The 13,249-nt window shown below is 62.9% G+C and carries 11 protein-coding genes; 7 read left to right on the plus strand and 4 right to left on the minus strand.

Annotation, left to right across the window (positions count from 1 at the left end):
* Positions 1 to 259: 259 nt before the first annotated feature.
* The 3 genes from OHL16_RS07960 to OHL16_RS07970 form a co-directional block, all read right to left on the minus strand.
* Entirely contained in the window at positions 260 to 532 is a 273-nt protein-coding gene (locus OHL16_RS07960; RefSeq protein WP_263366583.1) for a hypothetical protein, read from the minus strand.
* Positions 533 to 604: 72 nt separating this feature from the next.
* Positions 605 to 1,258 (minus strand): HNH endonuclease, encoded by a 654-nt coding sequence (locus tag OHL16_RS07965; RefSeq protein WP_263367427.1) that lies wholly within the window; start codon positions 1,256 to 1,258, stop codon positions 605 to 607.
* Positions 1,259 to 1,327: 69 nt separating this feature from the next.
* The gene (locus OHL16_RS07970) at positions 1,328 to 2,320 is read right to left on the minus strand and encodes a ComF family protein (protein WP_317891048.1); all 993 of its coding nucleotides are present in this window, start codon (positions 2,318 to 2,320) and stop codon (positions 1,328 to 1,330) included.
* A 67-nt stretch (positions 2,321 to 2,387) separates the two neighbouring features.
* Here OHL16_RS07970 and OHL16_RS07975 point away from each other — a divergent pair, with 67 nt between their 5' ends.
* Positions 2,388 to 2,981, plus strand: a complete 594-nt coding sequence (locus OHL16_RS07975; protein ID WP_263366584.1) for a hypothetical protein — start codon at positions 2,388 to 2,390, stop codon at positions 2,979 to 2,981.
* 662 nt (positions 2,982 to 3,643) lie between these two features.
* Entirely contained in the window at positions 3,644 to 6,004 is a 2,361-nt protein-coding gene (locus OHL16_RS07980) for an OPT family oligopeptide transporter (protein WP_263366585.1), read from the plus strand.
* Positions 6,005 to 6,013: 9 nt separating this feature from the next.
* Here OHL16_RS07980 and OHL16_RS07985 read toward each other — a convergent pair whose 3' ends face one another.
* Positions 6,014 to 7,459 carry a sensor histidine kinase gene (locus tag OHL16_RS07985; RefSeq protein ID WP_263366586.1) on the minus strand — a complete coding sequence of 482 codons (1,446 nt, stop codon included), beginning with the start codon at positions 7,457 to 7,459 and terminating at the stop codon, positions 6,014 to 6,016.
* 17 nt (positions 7,460 to 7,476) lie between these two features.
* Between OHL16_RS07985 and OHL16_RS07990 the strand changes: the two genes are divergently transcribed.
* The 5 genes from OHL16_RS07990 (at position 7,477) to kdpA (ending at position 13,228) form a co-directional block, all read left to right on the plus strand.
* A complete protein-coding gene (locus OHL16_RS07990) occupies positions 7,477 to 8,631 on the plus strand; it encodes a universal stress protein (RefSeq protein ID WP_263366587.1) in 1,155 nt (384 codons plus the stop codon).
* Positions 8,628 to 9,344: a response regulator transcription factor gene (locus OHL16_RS07995; protein ID WP_263366588.1), complete on the plus strand. Its 717-nt coding sequence runs from the start codon at positions 8,628 to 8,630 to the stop codon at positions 9,342 to 9,344. The genes OHL16_RS07990 and OHL16_RS07995 overlap by 4 nt, the downstream gene beginning before the upstream one ends.
* Before the next feature lie 56 nt (positions 9,345 to 9,400).
* Positions 9,401 to 11,104: an amidohydrolase gene (locus tag OHL16_RS08000; RefSeq protein WP_263366589.1), complete on the plus strand. Its 1,704-nt coding sequence runs from the start codon at positions 9,401 to 9,403 to the stop codon at positions 11,102 to 11,104.
* 212 nt (positions 11,105 to 11,316) lie between these two features.
* Positions 11,317 to 11,403, plus strand: coding sequence for a K(+)-transporting ATPase subunit F (gene kdpF, locus OHL16_RS20270; RefSeq protein WP_396127187.1), 87 nt, complete (start codon positions 11,317 to 11,319; stop codon positions 11,401 to 11,403).
* 37 nt (positions 11,404 to 11,440) lie between these two features.
* Positions 11,441 to 13,228, plus strand: coding sequence for a potassium-transporting ATPase subunit KdpA (kdpA, locus tag OHL16_RS08005; protein ID WP_263366590.1), 1,788 nt, complete (start codon positions 11,441 to 11,443; stop codon positions 13,226 to 13,228).
* Positions 13,229 to 13,249 lie beyond the last annotated feature (21 nt).

Genomic DNA, 13,249 nt, shown 5'->3' on the forward strand with positions numbered 1-13,249 from the left:
CCTTGGGATTCGAATGGGCGGGTGGCCCACATTTAAATTTGGGTGCCCCATCTTAGCGACGGTTTCATCGTCGCTAAGCCGGGGTCCCCGCCCGCTTGCTGGCGGGGTGGTAAGGTGGGCCATCGCGCGAAGCGCGATCCGTCTTTGCCTTTGCTTTTCCGGATTAGCGCAGGGCTTTAGCCCTGTCAAAAATCAGCCTGTTCTAAAGCGGCTTTAGCCCCGGGCCTTTCATTTCTACAGATGAGCAACCGCGAGCCACCTACGCCGTCTCGCAATGAGCATCCGGATCCGCATGCTGCTCCATCATCCACCGGTCCATCAGCGTGCCCGCACACCGCGCCCCGCAGAGATGCTTCACGCCATGCGAGTGCGCATGCTCAACCTGCCAGCGTGTCAGCTTGATCAGCGGTTGATCCAGTTCAGGCTTCGGCCCTGGAAAGCAATCCACCCACGCCAGCCACCACTGATCGCTGGTCGTCGTCCCTTTGTGCTTCCCACAGACATCACATACATAGCTCTCGGTTACTGACATTCATTACTCCTGCCGCTGAAAATATCACACTCTCTACGGCAGTCGCGCAAGCCCTTCAAAACCAACGGCGGCCTAAGCCGCCGGTTCCGTGTGCTCAAAGTAGAGATACTTCCGCCACGCCGCATCCCCGCTCCCAATCATCCGCATAATATGCCGCGAAGTGTGCAGCGAAAACGGCCTTGGCTCCCGCAGCAACCGCATCTCCGTCAGCTCATGGAGCATCTGGTTGCCCTTCCTGCGATTGCAGCTATGACAACAAGCAACAAGATTCTCCCACGTCGACAGCCCTCCCCGCGACCGCGGAACCACATGGTCCAGCGTCAGCTCCGCTGCCGTCAACGACACACTGCAGTACTGGCAAGTATTGCGATCCCTCAACAAAATGTTCTTCCTCGAAAGCGCCCGCGTCTGGTGCGGAATCCTCCTGTACTCCAGCAGCCGGATCACGCTCGGCATCGCAATCCGCATCCTCGCCGCATGTAGCTCCTCGCCCTGGGCCTCCTCCGTGCGCGCCACTCCCTTCAGCACCAGCACCAGCGCCCGCCTCGCCCCGCAGATATTAATTGGTTCATAAGACGCATTCAGCACCAGCACCGGCGTCTGCATCACTGTGTGCCGCCCGAAGCCCTCCGGCCTGCGCTCTCCCAGCGGCACTGCGCGGCCCGTGCTGCCCGCGTGCGCGTGTCTCTTCCCGTTTAGCGCCTGCTTACGCGTCCCCGAATGCATCTTCACCATCCTCCGGTTCCAATTCCAGTTCGAATTCCACAAGGCCTCTCACAAATCTTCAGAAGCTCCTCAGGTCCTATCCCTCGCGTTCCACATCGCAACCATCTCCCGCTGCGCCCGAGCCACCGTCGCCACCCACACTCTGCTCGCTCCCGCTCGCCGCAGAACCCGTGCGCACTCCCGAGCCGTCGCTCCGGTCGTGTAGATGTCGTCCAGCAGCAGGACCTCACGCCCTGCCACCGCCTCCGCGTCCACCACCTCGAACGCTCCGCGCAGATTCTTCCTTCGCTCAGGCGGAGTCAGCCCGAACTGGTCCTCCGTATCCCTCACCCTCCGCAGCGCGCGATGCGCCGCCACCAGCCTCCACTCCGGCCGCGTCCTGCGAAGCTCCGCCGTCGCCGAATCGGCCAGCAGCTCCGACTGGTTGAACCCACGCCGTCTCTGCTTCGCCGGATACAGCGGCACCGCCACCACCGTCAGCTCACGAGCCGCCTCACCCTCCAGCGTCTCGACGACCCGCGCCAGCAGCTTGCCCAGAGGCTTCGCCACCGAACGCAGCCCCTCATACTTCAGCAGATGGACAATCTTCCGCAATTCATCTTCATAGACCGCATAGGCCGTAGCCCGCGCAAACTCCGGTGGAACCATCCGGCACGGCGCGCATAGAACTCCTTCGGCCGGCGACCTCTCCCACGCTCCGTCCACATCCAGAGTCTCGCCGCAGCGCACACAAAGCCGCATCGACTGCTCACGCAGCCCGCTCAAACATCCATCACATATCGAAGAGGAGCCAGCACGAAGCAGCGGGCCCCCACAAGCCCCGCAATCCGCTGGAAAGAAAGTTGTTACAAGATCGTCTAAAACTACCCGAGCCACTCTGCCCGGACTTTGCAGCACGCGGGAGACCGCGCGCCACTCCTCCACTCCGCTGCGTCGTCCGCCAGGCGGAGCTCCCTGAGCAAATCCGAGCGAATTGTCATTCAGGCGTTGGCTGAAGACGCACCTCACTCGCAGGCACGGAACAATTCCGCGCTCAATGCCTGCAGTATAGTCCTTTACCACATGTCCTCGTCAACAAATCCGCACCCATCCTGATGCATCACGCTAACGCCTGTGCTACACCTGAACCATGCTCAAAGCCCTAACCTGGTGCGGCAAATGCCTCTTCCTCTACCTGGTCGTGGTCATCCTCGCACTGCGCTTCTCCTGGATCTTCGTCCTTCCTGTCTGGAGCGTCGCCACGCGCCTCCACTGGACCAGCCTCAGCCAATTCGTCTTCCTCCTCAACTACTTCCTTCCCATCTTCGCCGCCTCCGGCTTCCTTCTCGGCCTCGTCCCTTTCCACAGACTCGGCCGCGCCCTCGAAGCGCTGCTCCCCCGGACCATCTTGCCGCAGCCTGAGACCGCACTTGAGCGCACCCCCGCCATTCTCTGGGCCTGGGTGCCTGTTGCGATCGCCTTCCTCACCCGCTACCTCACCTGGAGCTCACGCAACTCCACAGTCCTCGGCCCCCACCAGACCTCCGGCCGCTTCATCCGCTTCTTCGGCTCCTTCAACGCGCAGAACCCCAGCCTGCTAGACGGCAAATGGGGCAGCGACCGCTTCGTCTACACCGCCCCCATGCTCTTCCTCATGGCGTGCGCGCTCGCCGTCCTCATCCGCCGCAGCATTACCCGCCACAGCCAAACGGCAGACCCAACCAAATTACCTGCGTCATTCTGACCCTGAGCGAAGCCGAGGGTGATGCCCCCCATTTCCTTCGGAGCGCCACAAATTTCCGCTGCCTTTTCCGTTGTCATTCTGAGCGAAGCGAAGAACCCCCGCATTTCCTTCGGAGCGCCACAAAAGCCCAAGGCGCCCCACCATGCCGCAGCTTCATCGCGGCGCGGGTAGGATGAACCCAGCATCCGGGCCACGACACATTCGGGCACAGATTCCATGTCAAGCACCTTTCAAACCCGACGCGATCTCCACGCAACAACAAGTGCAAGAAAATAAAAGCCATATCGTCGAAAAATATTACCGCCAAAAGTGGCAGACCAGTTTCGCCCCATTCGTTAAAATAGAAAGAGGCAAGCCAGGAAGAGGCCCGGGCAAACCGGGCCTCTCGCCTTTACCTCCAAAGCGAATAAACCACCTGAATCGAAGACTTTACGAGCACATAGCGCAACAAGTCATTATCTTTGAATACTTTGCAAAACGACCTGAACCGAAGTCTAGACCTAAAGCTTGTTTTTTGAAGACTTTGCACAAGAAATGCCAGGAGGGGGAGTCAGTCAAACAAGCAGCCACGTTGCAAGGCTCTGGCCAACCTACTACCAACCACTGTTACACTCCCATCCAGCCTTAAAACCCAGAGAAACCACCCGCGGAGACCGCTCGCAATGGCCACGACCACCCGACCCACCTTTCAACCCTTCGTCCCGGCCAACGAGACCCGCCCCGAGCTCACCGTCCGCGCCCTTATCCTCGGCGCCCTCTTCGGAATTTTGTTCGGAGCCGTCACCGTCTACGTCGGCCTCCGCGCCGGACTCACCGTCGCGGCCAGCATCCCCATCTCCGTCCTCTCCATCTCCATCCTCCGCGCCTTCGGTCGCGCCAGCATCCTCGAGAACAACATCGTCCAGTCGACGGGCAACGCCGGCCAGTCCATCGCCTCCGGAGTCATCTTCACCCTCCCGGCCCTCATCTTCCTCGGCTTCGACCTTGAATCCACTCGCATCTTCGCCCTCGCGCTCTTCGGAGGCTGGCTCGGCGTACTCTTCATGATCCCGCTCCGCCGCCAGCTCATCGTCGAAGAGCACCACGTCCTCACCTACCCCGAGGGCACCGCCTGCGCCGACGTCCTGATGGCGGGCGAGCGCGGAGGCAGCTTCGCCTCGCGAGTCTTCCTCGGCCTCGGACTCGGCGGCCTCTACACCCTCTTCCAGAACGAGAACCTCTTCGGCCTCTTCCCCTCAACCCCCAACTACTCCCCTGACCTCGGCCCGCAGCATCTGCTCCGCGGCGGAGCCATCCGCGCCGACGTCACCTCGGAGTATCTCGGCGTCGGCTACATCATCGGAATGCGCGTCGCAGCCGTCATGCTCGCCGGTGGAGTCTTCTCCTGGCTCGTCCTGATGCCCGCCATCTACTTCTTCGGCTCGCATCTCTCAGGGCCGCTCTACCCAGGCACCATCCCCATCGCCGACATGAGCCCCTCGCAGCTCTGGTCCACCTACGTCCGGCCCATGGGAGCCGGGGCCGTAGCCTGCAGCGGACTCATCACCCTCCTCCGCACCGCACCGACCATCCTCGCCGCCCTCTCAGAAGGCCTCAAGTCCATCGGCAAAAACTCGGGGAGAGAAGACATCACGACTTTGAGTGATGAAAAGCTCGCACAATTGGAGGCGCTGGAAGACCGGACAGCACCGGCTAGAGGACCCGACTTTGACTATCCCTATCTGACTGAAATACGCCGCCGCGAGACTCTGGGCATCCAAGTTACAAGCCCTCAGCCGCCCCGCACCGAGCACGACCTCCCCTGGTCTGTCGTCATCGGCGGCTCCATCGTCCTCGTCCTCCTCATGTGGGTCTTTCTCCAGTTCAAACCCGTCCCCGGCGCACAGGTAGGAGCCCTCGCCAACTTCGCCGCCGCCATCCTGGTGGTCGTCTTCGGCTTCCTCTTCGTCACCGTCTCGGCGCGCATCGTCGGAATCGTCGGGTCGTCAGCTTCACCCGTCTCCGGCATGACCATCGCGACTCTGATGGCCACCGCCGCCATCTTCCTCGTCAAAGGCTGGACTGCCCCCGCCTTCGGAGCCCTCGCCATCACCATCGGAGGCATCGTCTGCATCGCCGCCTCCAACGCAGGCGACACCTCGCAGGACCTCAAGACCGGCTACCTCATCGGAGCCACGCCATGGAAGCAGCAGCTTGCCATCATGATCGGAGTCATCATCTCGCTCTTCTCCATCGGCGCCACGCTCAACGCGATGAACAAGGGTCTCGAGACCTTCCAGCACCTGCCCCACCCCATCGCCGTCTCGCTCAACCAGCTTCCCGACGGAGTCCAGAACCAGGGGCACTTCACCCGCGACCGCATCTCCCTCACCGATTCCTCTGCTCCCTCCGCAACCCACACCGAGCTGAGCAACGCCCGCCAGTACCTGCTGCTCAACGCCATCGGCTCGGCAACTCTAGCCGATGGCAAGTACCTCTACAACCCGGCCACTGGCCAGATCGAAGTCCAGTGGGTGCAGGGCATCGGCAGCGAAAAAGCCGCTGCCCCGCAAGGCCGCCTGATGGCCACGGTCATCAACGGAATCCTCAGCCGCAAGCTGCCCTGGTCGCTCGTCCTCCTCGGCGTCGCACTCGTCATCATGGTCGAGCTGCTCGGAATCCGCTCGCTCACCCTCGCTGTCGGAGCCTACCTCTCCATCGGCACCACGCTCGCCATCTTCGTCGGAGGAGTCATGCGCTGGATGGTCGACCGCGCTCTTGCGAAAGAAGGCATCGAGCAATCCGAGACCGAATCCGAGATCTCCCCCGGCAGCCTCTACGCCTCAGGCCTCATCGCCGCGGGCGGAATCGTCGGCCTGCTAGGAGTAGCCACCAAACTCTACGAGGCCGCCACAGACAAGTCCATCCCTCGCTTCAGCAACCACAACCCGCTCCATCACGACCTGGTCAGCGTCATCATGTTCGCCCTGCTCGCCTACTCCCTCTACTACTTCGCAAGGAAACCGCTGAACTCTGCGAAGTAAGAAGCTACTTCACTGGACTCGCTGCAGCGGCAAACAAAACGTAAACACCGACCCCTGCCCGGACTGGCTCGTCACCTCGATCGAGCCGCCATGGGCCTCCACGATCGCCTTCGCGATCGCGAGGCCCATCCCTGTGCCCTGCACGCGATACCGCTGCCCCTGGCCGCGATAGAACTTGTCGAAGATCATCATGCGCTCGAAGTCATCGACGCCCGAGCCGCGGTCCGCCACGCTCGTGCAGAGCCTGCCTTTCGCAACCTCGGCGCTAACAAAGATCGGACTGCTATCAGCCGAGTACTTCGCTGCATTCTCCAGCAGATGCTGCAGCACCTTGGCGATCCGCTCGAGGTCCATCTCTACCTTGGGCAGCGAATCCGAAAGCCGCACGTCTACTGGATGCGCCTTCAGCGGCCCTTCCAACTCCTCAATCGCAGCATCGACAGCCTCGCGCATCGAGTGAGGCCGCAGATCGAGCGAGATCGCATGGGCGTCCAGCTCCGCCATCTCCATCGCCTGCCCCACAAGCCGATCGAGCCGAGCCGCCTCCTGCTCGATCACCTCCATCATCTCTCTGCGCTGCTCCTGATCAAGCGGCGCCGTCTGCAGGCTCGTGACCGCCGCCGTAATCGACGTCAACGGAGTCCGCAGCTCATGCGCCACCGAATCGAGCAGCGCATTGCGCAGCCTCTCGCTCTCACGCGCGGCCTCTACGCGAGTCAGAGTCTCCACTGCGCCCGCCCGCTCGATGGCGATCGCCGCCAGCCCGCACACAGCGTCCAGCGCCTCGGGCGAAGTCCGGCCGCCGGTAATTCCCAGCGCGCCGATCGGCCGCTGGCCCAGCAGAATCGGGACCAGCGTCACATTGCGCTCGTCCTCGCAGCAATGGTCGCGCGAGAACGCCGTATCGCGAAGCTCCGCCGCCGTCACGTCCATATAGTCCGGGCTCGACCGGTACACGCGGTCCCGCTCTCGCAGATACACCGCCGCACCCGCCAGATCGAAGGTCGCGGCAATCATCTGCGGCAACGCGTTCACCAGGGCGATAACGTTGCCCTTCACGAGCATCTGCTGGCTGAAGTCGTAGAGCCGCTCGGCCTCCCGCTGCCGCCGCCGCGAGATCGCCGCCTCCTCTCGTGCCCGCTCCGCAAGCTGGCTCGCAACAATCGCCGTCAGCAGAAAGGTTCCCAGTGCCACCCAGTTCCTGTTGTCTCGAATGGTGAAAGTCAGGACCGGGGGGAGAAAGAAGTAGTTGAACGCAGCCGAGGCAAGGAACGACAGGTAGACTGCATGCCGCAGGCCCCAATTCGCCGAGACCAGTAGAATCACGATCAGCAGCGTAAACGCCACCGTCATCTCATTGACATGCGGCCAACGGAAATACACCGCTACAATGGCAGCGACGGCAGCCGTCGAAATGCCATAACGAACCAGACTCCACTTCACCGAGCGTCGCACGAACCTATCTTACCCGTATGCCCACACGTGAACCATCCAGCCCGCCAGTCAAAAGCCCTGAAGAATGGCTTGAAAAAGTAGCGCCCGAGAAGACGCGCGGCATCTTCAAGCTCTTCCTCGGCTACGCTCCCGGCGTCGGCAAGACCTACAACATGCTCAGCGAGGCCATCCGCCGCCACGCGCGCGGCGAAGACGTCGTGATCGGCGTCGTCGAAACCCACGGCCGCCCCAAGACCGCCGAGCTCGCCGCCCAGATCGAGCAGGTCCCCCGCCGCACCATCGAGTACAAGGGCGTTCTCTTCGAGGAGATGAACCTCGACGCCATCCTGGCCCGCAAGCCGCAGATCGTCCTCATCGACGAGCTCGCCCACACCAACATCGAGGGCAGCAAGCACCGCAAGCGCTACGAGGACGTCCTCGAGTTGCTTGCCGCCAATATCGACGTGCTCGCCACCATGAACGTCCAGCACATCGAGAGCGTCGCGCCTACAGTGCAGAGCGTCACCGGCATCCAGATTCGTGAGACCGTGCCCGACTGGTTCATCCAGCGCGCCGATGAGATCGTGATGGCCGACCTCACTCCCGAGGCCCTGCAGACGCGTATGCGCCGCGGGGACATCTACGGCCACGACCGCGCCGAAAAGGCCCTCGCCAACTTCTTCCGCCGAGGCAACCTCATCGCCCTGCGTGAACTGGCGTTGCAGCACGTCACCAAGGCTGTCGACCGCAACCTGACCGCATACATGGACGCAAAGCGCATTACGGCCAACTGGGCCGTGCGCGAGCGGGTCCTGGTCTGCATCAGCTCCAGCAGCGCCTCGCAGGCGCTGATTGCGCGCGGGGCCCGCGTTGCCGAGGGCGTCGGCGGCGAGCTCTACGTGCTACACATCGAGACCGACAGAGATCGCGACAAGGATGAGCAGAGCACCCTCGACGCCAACCTCCAGTTCGCGCGCAACCTCGACGCGCAGGTCTACGTCGTCAAAGGCAAGAGCATCGCCCACGCCGTAGCCACCTTCGTCCGCGAGAAGCGCATCACCCACGTCATCTTCGGGCGCACCGCCGTCAGCGGCCTGCGCAAGTATCTTTATTACTGGGCCATCCAGCACTTCCTCAGCGAATCGCCCAACGTCGACGTCCACATCGTCACCCAACGCCCGGAGCGCGAATGACCCAGAACGATCGCGACCAACACGCGAAGATCCTCATCGTCGACGATGAGCCGCAGATCACGCGCGTCCTTCGTACCGCGCTCTCCACCCAGGGCTACGTGCTGCGCGTGGCCACCAACGGCGTTCAGGGTCTCGAGACCGCGCACGAGTGGAAGCCCGACCTCGTCATCACGGACGTTGCCATGCCGGAGATGAACGGCGTCGAGTTCTGCCGCGAGCTCCGCGCCGTCTCGCAGGTCCCCATCATCATCCTCTCCGTTCGCAGCCAGGAGCGCATGAAGATCGAGGCCCTCGACGCTGGCGCCGACGACTACGTCACCAAGCCCTTCAGCATCCAGGAGCTCGAAGCCCGCGTCCGAGCTCAGCTCCGCCGCGTTCAGGCCTCAGCCAACACGGCCAAGCCCGTCATCTCCCACGGCGACTTCGTCATCGATATCCCGCAGCACCGCGTCATCGTCCGCGGCGAGGACGTCCACCTCACTCCCAAGCAGTTCGATCTCCTCGTCGTGCTTGCGCGGCACCCGGGCCAGGTCCTCACACACAGGGCGCTGCTCCACGCCGTGTGGGGAACCAACGCCGACCAACCCGAGTATCTCCGCGTCAACATCGGCCAGCTCCGCAAGAAGATCGAGCTCTCCGACGAGCCGCGGTACATCCTCACGGAGCCCTGGATCGGCTATCGCTTCCGCCCCACCGGCAACGACGACTTCTAGACGTTTTGCTACTGTTTCACCCTGACAGTCATCTCTCGGCAGGCAGGTACGCCCGAATGCTCAACCGCCTCATCCTCTGCTCCGCACTTGCATTCTTCTCCGCTATCCCAGCCAGCGCCCAGAATTACCCCAGCCTCGTTCTCGTCCACGGCCACATCTGGACCGAGAACCCCACGCAGCCCGAGGCCGAGGCCATCGCCCTCGACGGCAACCACGTCCTGCAGGTCGGCACATCGGCCGACATCCTGCGCCTCGCCGGCCCTTCAACACAAGTCATCGAGCTCAACGGCCGCCGCGTCGTTCCTGGCTTCAACGATGCCCACGTCCACTTCATCGCCGGAGGCGAGGCCCTTGCCAGCGTGCAGCTCCGCGACGCTGCATCGCAGGCTGAGTTCCGCGAGCGAGTCGCCGCCTTCGCAAAGACGCAGCCCGACGGCGCATGGATCACCAACGGCGAATGGGACCACGAGCGCTGGAAGCCCGCCGTGCTGCCCACGCATCAGCTCATCGACGATGTCACGGCGCACAACCCCGTCTTCATCGAACGCCTTGACGGCCACATGGGCCTCGCCAATGCAGTCGCCATGAAGCTTGCCGGCGTTGACCGCAACACACCCGACGTCCCCGGCGGAGTCATCGTCCGCGACGCCGATGGCAACCCCACCGGCATCTTCAAGGACGCGGCCACAACGCTTATCTACCGTGCCATTCCGCCGCTCTCGCTCGCCCAGACCGAGACCGCCATCCTCGCGGCGCAGCACGAGGCCGCGCGCAACGGCGTCACCAGCGTGCAGGAGATGGCCAACGACACCAACGACACCTCTGGCCCCGACCACCTCCGCGCGCTGCAGTCGCTCGAACGCGGGGGTCGCCTCAACGTCCGTATGTCCGTCAACCTCCGCCTGCTCGACTGGCGCAACCTCGCCAATACCGGCATCCAGGCCGGCTTCAGCGACGGCCTCGTCCAGGTCGGCGGTCTCAAGGCCTTCGCCGACGGCTCTCTCGGCTCGACCACTGCGTGGCTCCTTGCGCCCTTCGACGACCAGCCCGCCAACAGCGGCCTCGCCAGCGACGAGCTCCAGCACGCCGACCAGATGTACGCCGACATCAAGGGCGCCGATCAGGCCGGCCTGCAGATCGCCATTCATGCTATCGGCGACCGCGCCAACCGCACCATCCTCGACCTCTACCAGCGCGTTGAGCAGGAGGACGGCCCGCGCGACCGCCGCCTGCGTATCGAGCACGCCCAGCACCTCACCGCGCAGGACATCCCGCGCTTTGGCCAGCTCCACGTCATTGCCTCCATGCAGCCCTACCACGCTATCGACGATGGCCGCTGGGCCCAGAAGCGGCTCGGCCCCGAGCGCATCCACTTCGCCTACGACTTCCGCTCGCTCCTCGACTCCGGCGCGACGCTCGCCTTCGGCTCCGACTGGCCCGTCGCCCCCATGGTGCCGCTCATGGGAATCTACGCTGCCGTCACCCGCCGCACCCTCGACAATCTCAACCCCAACGGCTGGATCCCCGAACAGAAGATCACCGTCGCCGAAGCCGTCCACGCCTACACCGTCGGCGCCGCCTACGCGCAGTTCGACGAGAAGGTCAAAGGCTCACTCGAGCCCGGCAAACTCGCCGATCTCGTCGTCCTCTCCCGCGACATCTTTCACATCGACCCCGTCGAAATCCAGAACACCCGCGTTGATCTCACTATCTTCAATGGTCGCGTGATTTACAACGCCTCCGAACCGGAGCACAAGTAGCGTCTTTACAAATTCTTTATAACTTTCCTACCCACTCTTTACGCCCCACCTTGTTTCATAGGCATGGCGCGCACGCATAAGCGCACGCCTGAAAACTGGAGCGTAACAACCATGTGGGATCTCGGTTGTCTCATCGCGAGCATCGCCTTCTTCCTTATCGCCATCGCCTACATCGCAGGCTGTAACCGCCTCGGCGCAAAGGAGACTCGCTGATGCTCGAAGTCTCTCTGCTCGCTGCCGTCACCGTCGCGCTGCTCGTCTACCTCGTCTACGCACTTCTGCGTCCGGAAAAGTTCTAAGCCAAGTTATAGGTACCTCACCAGGAAAGCCCCTTCAATGACCGCCAACGGCTGGTTTCAAATCTGTCTCTTTTTCCTCCTGATTCTCGTCTGCGCCAAACCGCTCGGCACCTTCATGGCTCGCGTCTTCGAGCGCGAGCGCACCTTCGCCGACCCCATCTTCCGCCCGATCGAGCGGCTCATCTACCGCCTCACGGGCATCGATGAGAACCGCGAGATGCGCTGGACCGAATACGGCATCGCGATGCTGCTCTTCAGCCTCGTGACGATGATCGCCACCTACGCGATCGAGCGGCTGCAGCACATCCTTCCGCTCAACCCGCAGCATCTCGCGGCCGTAGCTCCCGATCTCGCGCTCAACACTGCGGCCTCGTTCACGACTAACACCAACTGGCAGTCCTACGTCCCCGAGACGACGATGAGCTATCTCACCCAGATGCTCACCCTCGCCTATCACAACTTCTTCTCTGCGGCTGTAGGCATCGCGCTCGCCATTGCCTTCATCCGCGGCATAGCGCGCCGTGAGTCGAAGACACTCGGCAACTTCTGGGTCGACACAACGCGCGCTTCGCTCTGGGTACTTCTTCCCACCTGCTTCATCTACGCGCTGCTGCTCGTCTCGCAGGGCGTCATCCAGAACTTCCGCCCCTACGACTCCGCCAAGCTCGTCCAGCCGCAATCTGTAACCACGACAGGCACAGATGGCAAGACGACGACGCAAACCGTCACCACACAGACCATCGCGCAGGGCCCGGTCGCCTCGCAGGAAGCGATCAAGATGCTCGGCACCAACGGCGGCGGCTTCTTCAACACCAACAGCGCGCATCCGTTTGAGAATCCCACTCCGTTCTCGAACTTTCTGGAGATGTTCTCCATCTTCCTGATCCCCGCGGCCCTCACGGTTACGCTCGGCCGCATGACGCGCTCGCCCGCTCACGGCTGGGCCGTCTACGCCGCGATGGCCGCGCTCTGCTTCGTCGGAGTCTTCGTCGCCTACTGGGCTGAGTCGCAGCCCAACCCGCTGCTCCACACGCAGACGATGCACATCGACCAGCATGTCTCCGCGCTGCAGCCCGGAGGCAACATGGAGGGCAAGGAGGTCCGCTTCGGCATCGCCAACTCCGCGCTCTTCGCCACTGTCACCACCGACGCAAGCTGCGGCGCGGTCAACAGCATGCACGACTCCTTCATGCCCCTTGGCGGGCTCGTCCCTCTGGTCAACATGATGCTCGGCGAGGTCATCTTCGGCGGCGTTGGCGCGGGAATGTACGGCATGCTCGTCTTCGTCATCCTCGCGGTCTTCATCGCCGGCCTGATGGTCGGCCGCACGCCCGAATATCTCGGCAAGAAGATCGAGTCCTACGACGTCAAGATGGCCATGCTCTATGTGCTCATCTTCCCGCTCTCGATCCTGGGCCTCACCGCCGTCGCGCTGATGATGCCGAACCTCGGCCTGTCGTCGCTCGCCAACGCTGGGCCGCACGGACTCTCCGAGATCCTCTACGCCTACACCTCGACCACCGCAAACAACGGCTCCGCCTTCGCCGGACTCAACGCCAACACGCACTGGTACAACTTGTCGCTCGCTGCCGCCATGCTCGTCGGGCGCTTCTGCATGATCGTCCCGATGCTCGCCGTCGCAGGAAACCTCGGCCGCAAGAAGCTCATCCCGCCGTCGCCCGGAACCTTCCCCGTTCACACGCCGCTCTTCACCGTGCTACTCGTCGGAGTCATCCTCATCGTCGGCGCGCTTACCTTCTTCCCCGCGCTCTCGCTCGGCCCCATCCTTGAGCACCTGCTGATGCACGCAGGCAAGACCTTCTAAGTAGAAAGAACCGGACCAACA

It is taken from the genome of Edaphobacter bradus (genome assembly GCF_025685645.1).
Taxonomy (GTDB): Bacteria; Acidobacteriota; Terriglobia; order Terriglobales; family Acidobacteriaceae; genus Edaphobacter; species Edaphobacter bradus.

Coding starts and splice junctions, on each gene's coding strand:
- OHL16_RS07960 (WP_263366583.1), bottom strand. CDS start 532: ATGTCAGTAACCGAGAGCTATGTATGTGATGTCTGTGGGAAGCACAAA.
- OHL16_RS07965 (WP_263367427.1), bottom strand. CDS start 1,258: ATGCATTCGGGGACGCGTAAGCAGGCGCTAAACGGGAAGAGACACGCG.
- OHL16_RS07975 (WP_263366584.1), top strand. CDS start 2,388: ATGCTCAAAGCCCTAACCTGGTGCGGCAAATGCCTCTTCCTCTACCTG.
- OHL16_RS07980 (WP_263366585.1), top strand. CDS start 3,644: ATGGCCACGACCACCCGACCCACCTTTCAACCCTTCGTCCCGGCCAAC.
- OHL16_RS07990 (WP_263366587.1), top strand. CDS start 7,477: ATGCCCACACGTGAACCATCCAGCCCGCCAGTCAAAAGCCCTGAAGAA.
- OHL16_RS07995 (WP_263366588.1), top strand. CDS start 8,628: ATGACCCAGAACGATCGCGACCAACACGCGAAGATCCTCATCGTCGAC.
- OHL16_RS08000 (WP_263366589.1), top strand. CDS start 9,401: ATGCTCAACCGCCTCATCCTCTGCTCCGCACTTGCATTCTTCTCCGCT.
- kdpF (WP_396127187.1), top strand. CDS start 11,317: ATGCTCGAAGTCTCTCTGCTCGCTGCCGTCACCGTCGCGCTGCTCGTC.
- kdpA (WP_263366590.1), top strand. CDS start 11,441: ATGACCGCCAACGGCTGGTTTCAAATCTGTCTCTTTTTCCTCCTGATT.